Genomic DNA, 6755 nt, shown 5'->3' with positions numbered 1-6755 from the left:
CGCCGACCGGCGGTGGGCTGCTCGGCTCGCGGCCAGGCTTCCTTCATCGGCAACTTGCCGGCCGCTCCGGCCCGTCGCGGGTCGTTGCCTTGACCGACGGCCGCGTTCCTCGGCGGCTGGCTAGGCCTCGTGGTCGGCCGGTTCCCGGTCGCCCCGGCCCGTCGTGCATGGTCAAGGCCCCGCCTGGCGGTCAGGCTTCCTCCGTCGGCAAGTTGCTGCCCGCTCCGGGCCCGTCGCGGGTGGTTGCCTTGACCTTCGGCCGCGTTCCTCGGCGGCTGGCTATGCCTCGTGATCGGCCGGTTCCCGGTCGCCCCGGCTCGTGGCGCGTGGTGAAGGCACCGACCGGCGGTGGGCTGCTCGGCTCGCGGCCAGGCTTCCTTCATCGGCAACTTGCCGGCCGCTCCGGCCCGTCGCGGGTGGTGGCCCTGACCGGAGGTCAGGTCCCTCGGTCGGCGGCCAAGCCGCAGCTCCCCGGCCGCCGCGGCCCGTCGCGCGTCGAGAACCGGCGGTCAGGCCTCCTCGATCGGGAGCTTCCCGGCCGCCCGGTCGGCGCGAAGCTGCGTCTTCAGCACCTTGCCGCTCGGGTTCCGGGGCAGCGCGGGCACCACCGCGATCTTCCGCGGCCGCTTGTACCGCGCCAGCCGGTCGAGGCACCACTTCTCCAGCTCGGCCGCCGTGGGCGCCTCGCCGGGCGAACGCGGTGAGATCACCGCCAGCGGCGTCTCGCCCCACTTCTCGTCCGGCACGCCGATCAACGCGACCTCGCCGATCTTCGGGTGCGCCGCCAGCACGTTCTCCACCTCGGCGCAGTAGATGTTCTCGCCACCGGAGATGATCATGTCCTTCTTGCGGTCCACCACGAAGTAGTAGCCGTCCTCGTCCTGCCGCACCAGGTCGCCGGAGTGGAACCAGCCGCCGCGGAAGGCCTCCGCCGTCTCGGCCGGCTTGTTCCAGTACTCCTTCATCACCATCGGGCTGCGGTAGACGATCTCGCCGACCTCACCGGGCTCGACGTCGTTCATGTCGTCGTCGACCACGCGCACCTCGACGTTGAGCATCGGCGTGCCGACCGAACCGATCTTGCGGATCGAGTCCTCCCCGCGCAGCAATGTGGTCACCGGGCTGCACTCGGTCTGCCCGAACGCCGTCGTCACCTCCGCCTGCGGGAACGTGTCGATCATCGTGCGCAGCAACGTCGTCGACGCGGGCGCCGCGCCCCACGAGATCTTCGACAGCGACGACAAGTCCCGCGAAGCGATGTCCGGCACGTTCACGATCGCCTGCCACTGCGCCGGCACCAGGAACACCGACGACACCCGCTCGCGCTCCATCAGGTCCACCACGGCCACCGGGTCGAACTGGCCGCTCGGCAGCAGCACCGTCCGCCCGCCGAGCAGCAGGTTCGGCAGCATCCCGGACAACCCGGCGATGTGGAACAGCGGCGCCGCGGCCAGCCACACCTTGTCGCCCGGCCCGGTGTCCAGCGAGGCCATGTTGCTGAAGGCGTGCATGAGCAGGTTGTGGTGCGTGAGCACCGCGCCCTTCGGCCGCCCGGTGGTGCCCGAGGTGTACATGATGAACGCGGCGTCCTGCTCGTCCACCGCGATCTCGTCGAACTCCGGCGACGCCGCGGCCAGCGCCTCCTCGTAGTCCTCCATGCCGTCGAACGCGCCGCCGAACACCAGGCACGGGCCCGGCTCCCCGACCTGCTCGCGTGCCTTGGCCAGCGCCGGGGCGAGCGGGGCGTGCACCACGCTGGCGCGCGCCCCGCTGTCGCTCAGCACGTAGGCGATCTCGTCGGCCACGAGCCGGAAGTTCACCGGCACGCAGATCGCGCCGAGGCGCGTCGACGCGAAGTAGACCTCGAGCACTTCCAGCGTGTTCAGGCCGAGCACCACGACCCGGTCGCCGTAGTGCACGCCCCGGTCCCGCAGCGCGTTCGCCAGCCGGCTCACACGCTGGTCGAACTGGCGGTAGGTGAGGGTGGTGCCCTCGAACGAGAAGGCGGGCTCGTCGCCCTGCTTGCGTGCGTGGCGGGCGAGCTGGTCGCCCATGGTCATCCCGCGCCCGAGGAGGCGTGGCACTTCGACAGCTCCGGACATCGGCAACCTCGGCGATCCGGTGGGTCAGGGTAACCGCGTTTCTACCGTGCGCCGAGGGAAACAGTCAACACTGACCGTCAGCGAAGAGCAGCCGGTGCGCCAGCGACTTCCACAACGCGACGTGCGGGTCGTTCGACGGCTGCCGCCGCCGTTCGAACGTGTAGGGCAGTGCCGCGCCACGCATGCTCGTGAACAACAGTTCCCGCAGCTCCGGGTAGTTCGGGTGCGTGCACACGGCCGGGCCCCAGATCCGGTCGCCGACCCGGCGGATCGCGTCACGCAGCGCCCGCTCCTCCGGCCGCAGCGCCGCGGCCAGCGCCTCGTTCGTGCGCGCCGCGGTCCACAGCTCGACGGCCGCCCAGAACACGGGCTCGTGGAAGGTCGTCCACAGCAGCTCGATGCACCGCTCGACCCGCCTCGGCCCCTCCGGTTCGCCGGCCAGCTGCTCCGCGACCTGGTCCTCGATCTGCGCGAGCCGGGTCGCGGTGAGGTGCTGCGTCGCCGCGACCAGCAGTTCGTCCCGCGACGGGAAGTGGTGCAGCAGGCGGCCACGCGACACCCCCGCCTTGGCCTGGATGGCCAAAGTGGACGCGCCCGCGTAGCCGAGTTCGACCAGGCACTCGACGGCCGTGTCCAGGATCAACGTGCGCGTGCTCGCCGCGCGGTCCTGCCGGGTCCGGGTTTCGGTCACCACACCGATCACCATAACCCGATAACAGTCGGTGTTGACTGTTACGCCGAATCCTTGCACTCTCGCAGGGGAGTTCAACGGTTCGAGGAGGAGCCGCATGTACCCGGGTACCCACGCCGACACCGACCCCGACAAACCGGCCGTGATCATGGCGGGCTCGGGGGAGCGGCTGACCTACGGCGAACTCGACGAGCGGTCCACCCGCCTCGCCGACGCCCTGACCAGCGCCGGACTCGGCGTGGGCGACACCGTCGCCCTGCTCAGCGACAACTCGGTCCGCGCCTACGAGGTCTACTGGGCCGCCATGCGCTCCGGCCGCTACCTGGCCGCGGTGAACAGCCACCTGTCGCCAGCCGAGGTCGCCTACATCGTCACCGACTCCGGCGCGAAGGCGCTGGTCGTCTCCGCCGCGCTCGGCCCGCTCGCCACCGCGGTGGCCGAGCTGCTCCCGGACGTCCCGGTCAAGCTGGTCTACGGCGGCGCGGCCGACGGCTACCGCGACTTCGACGAGTTCCTCGCCACCGGCTCGCCCGAGCGGCCGGCGGACCAGCCCGCGGGCGCCGACATGCTCTACTCGTCCGGCACCACGGGCCGTCCGAAGGGCATCAAGGTCGACCTGCCCGACCGCCAGGTGGACGAGCCCGGCGACGTGCTCACCCCCGTGCTGCAGCACATGTACGGCTTCGGCCCGGACACGGTGTACCTGTCCCCGGCGCCGGTGTACCACGCCGCGCCGCTGCGGTTCGGCGCGACCGCGCAGCGCCTCGGCGGCACCGTGGTGATGATGGAGCGCTTCGACGCCGAGGCCGCGTTGCGCGCGATCGAGACCTACCGCGTCACGCACAGCCAGTGGGTGCCGACGATGTTCGTGCGGATGCTGAAGCTGCCGGAGGAGGTGCGCGGCCGCTACGACCTGTCCAGCCACCGGGTCGCGGTGCACGCCGCGGCGCCCTGCCCGGTCGAGGTCAAGCAGGCGATGATCGGCTGGTGGGGGCCGGTCCTCTACGAGTACTACGCGTCCACCGAGGGCGCCGGGATGACGTTCATCGACAGCGAGCAGTGGCTCGCCAGGCCCGGCTCGGTGGGCCGCGCGGTGGTCGGGGTCGCGCACATCTGCGACGACGCGGGCAAGGAGCTGCCGACGGGCGAGGTCGGCACCGTCTACTTCGAACGCGACGAGGTGCCGTTCACCTACCACAACGACCCGGCCAAGACCCGCGAGGCGCAGCACCCCGAGCACGAGACCTGGACGACCACCGGCGATGTCGGCTACCTCGACGAGGACGGTTTCCTCTACCTGACCGACCGCAAGGCGTTCATGATCATCTCCGGCGGGGTGAACATCTACCCGCAGGAGGTCGAGGACGCGCTCGCCCTGCACCCGGCGGTGTACGACGTCGGCGTGATCGGCGTGCCGGACGAGGAGATGGGGGAGGCGGTCAAGGCCGTCGTCCAGCCCGCGCCCGGCGTCACGCCCGGCCCGGAGCTGGCAGCCGAGCTGCTGGCCTACGTCCGCGAGCGGATCGCCCACTACAAGGCGCCGCGCACCGTGGACTTCGTCGACGAACTTCCCCGCACCCCGACGGGCAAGTTGGTGAAGCGTCGGCTCAAGGAACGTTACGCGGCTCCGGCCGCCACCAAGTAGAAGGAGGAGCCGTGCGAGACGCGGTGATCGTGGAAGCGGTGCGCACCCCCGTGGGCAAGCGTGAGGGCGGCCTGTCCGGCGTGCACCCGGTGGACCTGTCGGCGCACGTGCTGCGCGGCCTCGCCGAGCGGTCCGGGATCGACCCGGCCGCGATCGACGACGTCGTGTGGGGGTGCGTGAGCCAGGCCGGTGAGCAGACCGGCGACATCGGCCGCAACGCCGTGCTGGCAGCGGGCTGGCCGGAGAGCGTGACCGGCGTGACCGTCGACCGGCAGTGCGGCTCGTCCCAGCAGAGCGTGCACTTCGCCGCCGCCGGGCTGATCGCGGGCCACTACGACGTCGTGGTGGCCGGTGGCGTCGAGTCGATGAGCCGGGTGCCGATGGGTTTCTCGGCGCAGGGCAAGAACCCGCTGGGCGACCAGGTGCTGGCCCGCTACGGCGGGGTGCGGCCCAACCAGGGCATCGGCGCGGAGATGATCGTCGAGCGGTGGGGCTTCAGCCGCACCCAGGTCGACGAGTTCTCCCTGGCCTCGCACGAAAAGGCCGCTGCCGCGCAGGACGCGGGCGCGTTCGACGAGCAGCTGCTGCCGGTCGCGGACGTCACCGCGGACGAGGGCGTGCGGCGGGGCGGGTCGCTGGAGAAGCTGGCCGGGCTCAAGCCCGCGTTCCGCGAGGACGGCGTCATCACCGCGGGCAACAGCTCGCAGATCAGCGACGGCGCCGCCGCCCTGCTGATGACGACCAGCGAGAAGGCCGCCGAGCTCGGCCTGCGGCCGATCGCGCGCGTGCACACCGCGGTGCTCGCCGGCGACGATCCGGTGATCATGCTGACCGCGCCCATCCCGGCCACGCGGAAAGCCCTGCAGCGCAGCGGGTTGTCGATCTCCGACATCGGCGTGTTCGAGGTCAACGAGGCGTTCGCGCCGGTGCCGATGGCCTGGCTGGCCGAGACCGGCGCGGACGCCAAGACCCTCAACCCGCACGGCGGCGCGATCGCGCTCGGCCACCCGCTCGGCGCGAGCGGCGCGCGCATCATGACCACCCTCGTGCACCACATGCGCGCCACGGGCATCCGCTACGGCCTGCAGACCATGTGCGAGGGCGGCGGCCAGGCCAACGCCACGATCCTGGAGCTGATCGCATGAGCGAGTTCCGCGAGAAGGTCCGCGCCTGGCTCGCCGAGAACGTCCCCGGCGACGAGGAACTGGCGACCGCCAAGCGGTTCCAGGCCGCGTTGTACGACGCCGGGCTGGCCGGAATCACCTGGCCGAAGGAGTTCGGCGGGCAGGGCCTCACCGCGGCCGAGCAGCAGGTCTTCGACCAGGAGTCGGCCCGCTACGACCTGCCCAACTCGGTGTTCCGGATCGGCATGGGCATGTGCGGGCCGACGATCCTCGACCTGGGCACGCCGGAGCAGAAGGCCCGCTACATCCCGCCGCTGCTGCGTGGCGACGAGATCTGGTGCCAGCTGTTCTCCGAGCCGGGCGCCGGGTCCGACGTCGCGAGCCTGCAGACCCGCGCGGTGCGCGACGGGGACCAGTGGGTGATCAACGGGCAGAAGGTGTGGACGACGGTCGCGCACCTGGCCGACTTCGGCGCGCTGCTCGCCCGCACCGACCCGGACGTGCCCAAGCACCAGGGCCTGACCATGTTCCTCATCGACATGCACGACCCGGCGGTCACCGTGCGGCCGCTGAAGGACATGACCGGGCGGGCGCCGTTCAACGAGGTGTACTTCGAGAACCTGCGCCTGCCCGCGGACGCGGTGCTCGGCCAGGTCGGCCAGGGCTGGCTCGCCGCGGTCACCATGCTCGGCCACGAGCGCGTGTCGATCGGCGGGTTCGTGCGCAAGCGGCACGACCCGCTGGCGCACGCGAACCTCGCCGAGACCGCCCGCCGCCACGGCCGCGACGCCGATCCCGTGGTGCGCGCCGAACTCGCGAAGCTCTACGCGGCGGAACGGGCGCTGGCCCTGTTCAACGTGCGGCTGCGGCAAGAGGCCGAGGCCGGGTCGCCGCCGGGCGCGCGCGGGTCGGTCGCCAAGCTCGCCGGCGCCCAGCTGCAGCAGCAGGCCGTCGCCGTCGCCGGGCTGATCGCCGGGCCGCGCGCGACGGCGTGGGAACCGGGCGACCCGGCAGGCGAGGAACTGGCGCTGGCGATCAACCAGACGCCGTCGTCGAGCATCGCGGGCGGCACCGACCAGATCCAGCGCACCATCATCGGGGACCGGATCCTCGGACTGCCCCGCGAACCCGTCGTCGACCGCGACGTGCCCTTCCGCGAGCTGCGGGTGGGCACGCAGCGACCCGCCTGAGAG

At 71.9% G+C, this 6755-nt stretch carries 5 protein-coding genes; 3 read left to right on the top strand and 2 right to left on the bottom strand.

What is annotated here, in order from left to right:
* Positions 1–509: 509 nt before the first annotated feature.
* Together L2C96_RS16765 and L2C96_RS16760 are read right to left on the bottom strand one after the other, a co-directional pair.
* Positions 510–2102 (bottom strand): long-chain-fatty-acid--CoA ligase, encoded by a 1593-nt coding sequence (locus L2C96_RS16765; RefSeq protein ID WP_237336857.1) that lies wholly within the window; start codon positions 2100–2102, stop codon positions 510–512.
* A gap of 64 nt (positions 2103–2166) precedes the next feature.
* Complete coding sequence (locus tag L2C96_RS16760; protein ID WP_237336856.1) at positions 2167–2796, bottom strand: TetR/AcrR family transcriptional regulator; 630 nt, start codon at positions 2794–2796, stop codon at positions 2167–2169.
* A gap of 94 nt (positions 2797–2890) precedes the next feature.
* Between L2C96_RS16760 and L2C96_RS16755 the strand changes: the two genes are divergently transcribed.
* Genes L2C96_RS16755 through L2C96_RS16745 form a run of 3 tightly spaced genes read left to right on the top strand, consistent with a single transcriptional unit; the run spans position 2891 to position 6752 of the window.
* The gene (locus L2C96_RS16755) at positions 2891–4438 is read left to right on the top strand and encodes an acyl-CoA synthetase (protein ID WP_237336855.1); all 1548 of its coding nucleotides are present in this window, start codon (positions 2891–2893) and stop codon (positions 4436–4438) included.
* Between the two features lie 11 nt (positions 4439–4449).
* On the top strand, positions 4450–5583 hold the full coding sequence (locus tag L2C96_RS16750) for a thiolase family protein (protein ID WP_237336854.1): 1134 nt from the start codon (positions 4450–4452) through the stop codon (positions 5581–5583).
* On the top strand, positions 5580–6752 hold the full coding sequence (locus L2C96_RS16745; RefSeq protein ID WP_237336853.1) for an acyl-CoA dehydrogenase family protein: 1173 nt from the start codon (positions 5580–5582) through the stop codon (positions 6750–6752). Before L2C96_RS16750 ends, L2C96_RS16745 begins: the two co-directional genes overlap by 4 nt.
* Positions 6753–6755 lie beyond the last annotated feature (3 nt).

Source organism: Amycolatopsis tucumanensis (assembly GCF_021654135.1).
Classification (GTDB): domain Bacteria; phylum Actinomycetota; class Actinomycetes; order Mycobacteriales; family Pseudonocardiaceae; genus Amycolatopsis_E; species Amycolatopsis_E tucumanensis.
The sequence above is the reverse complement of the archived record's forward strand: the minus strand, read 5'-3'. Positions and strand labels throughout refer to the sequence as shown.

Excerpts from the sequence above, each read along its gene's own strand:
- L2C96_RS16765 (WP_237336857.1), bottom strand. The coding sequence starts at position 2,102 with ATGTCCGGAGCTGTCGAAGTGCCACGCCTCCTCGGGCGCGGGATGACC.
- L2C96_RS16755 (WP_237336855.1), top strand. The coding sequence starts at position 2,891 with ATGTACCCGGGTACCCACGCCGACACCGACCCCGACAAACCGGCCGTG.
- L2C96_RS16745 (WP_237336853.1), top strand. The coding sequence starts at position 5,580 with ATGAGCGAGTTCCGCGAGAAGGTCCGCGCCTGGCTCGCCGAGAACGTC.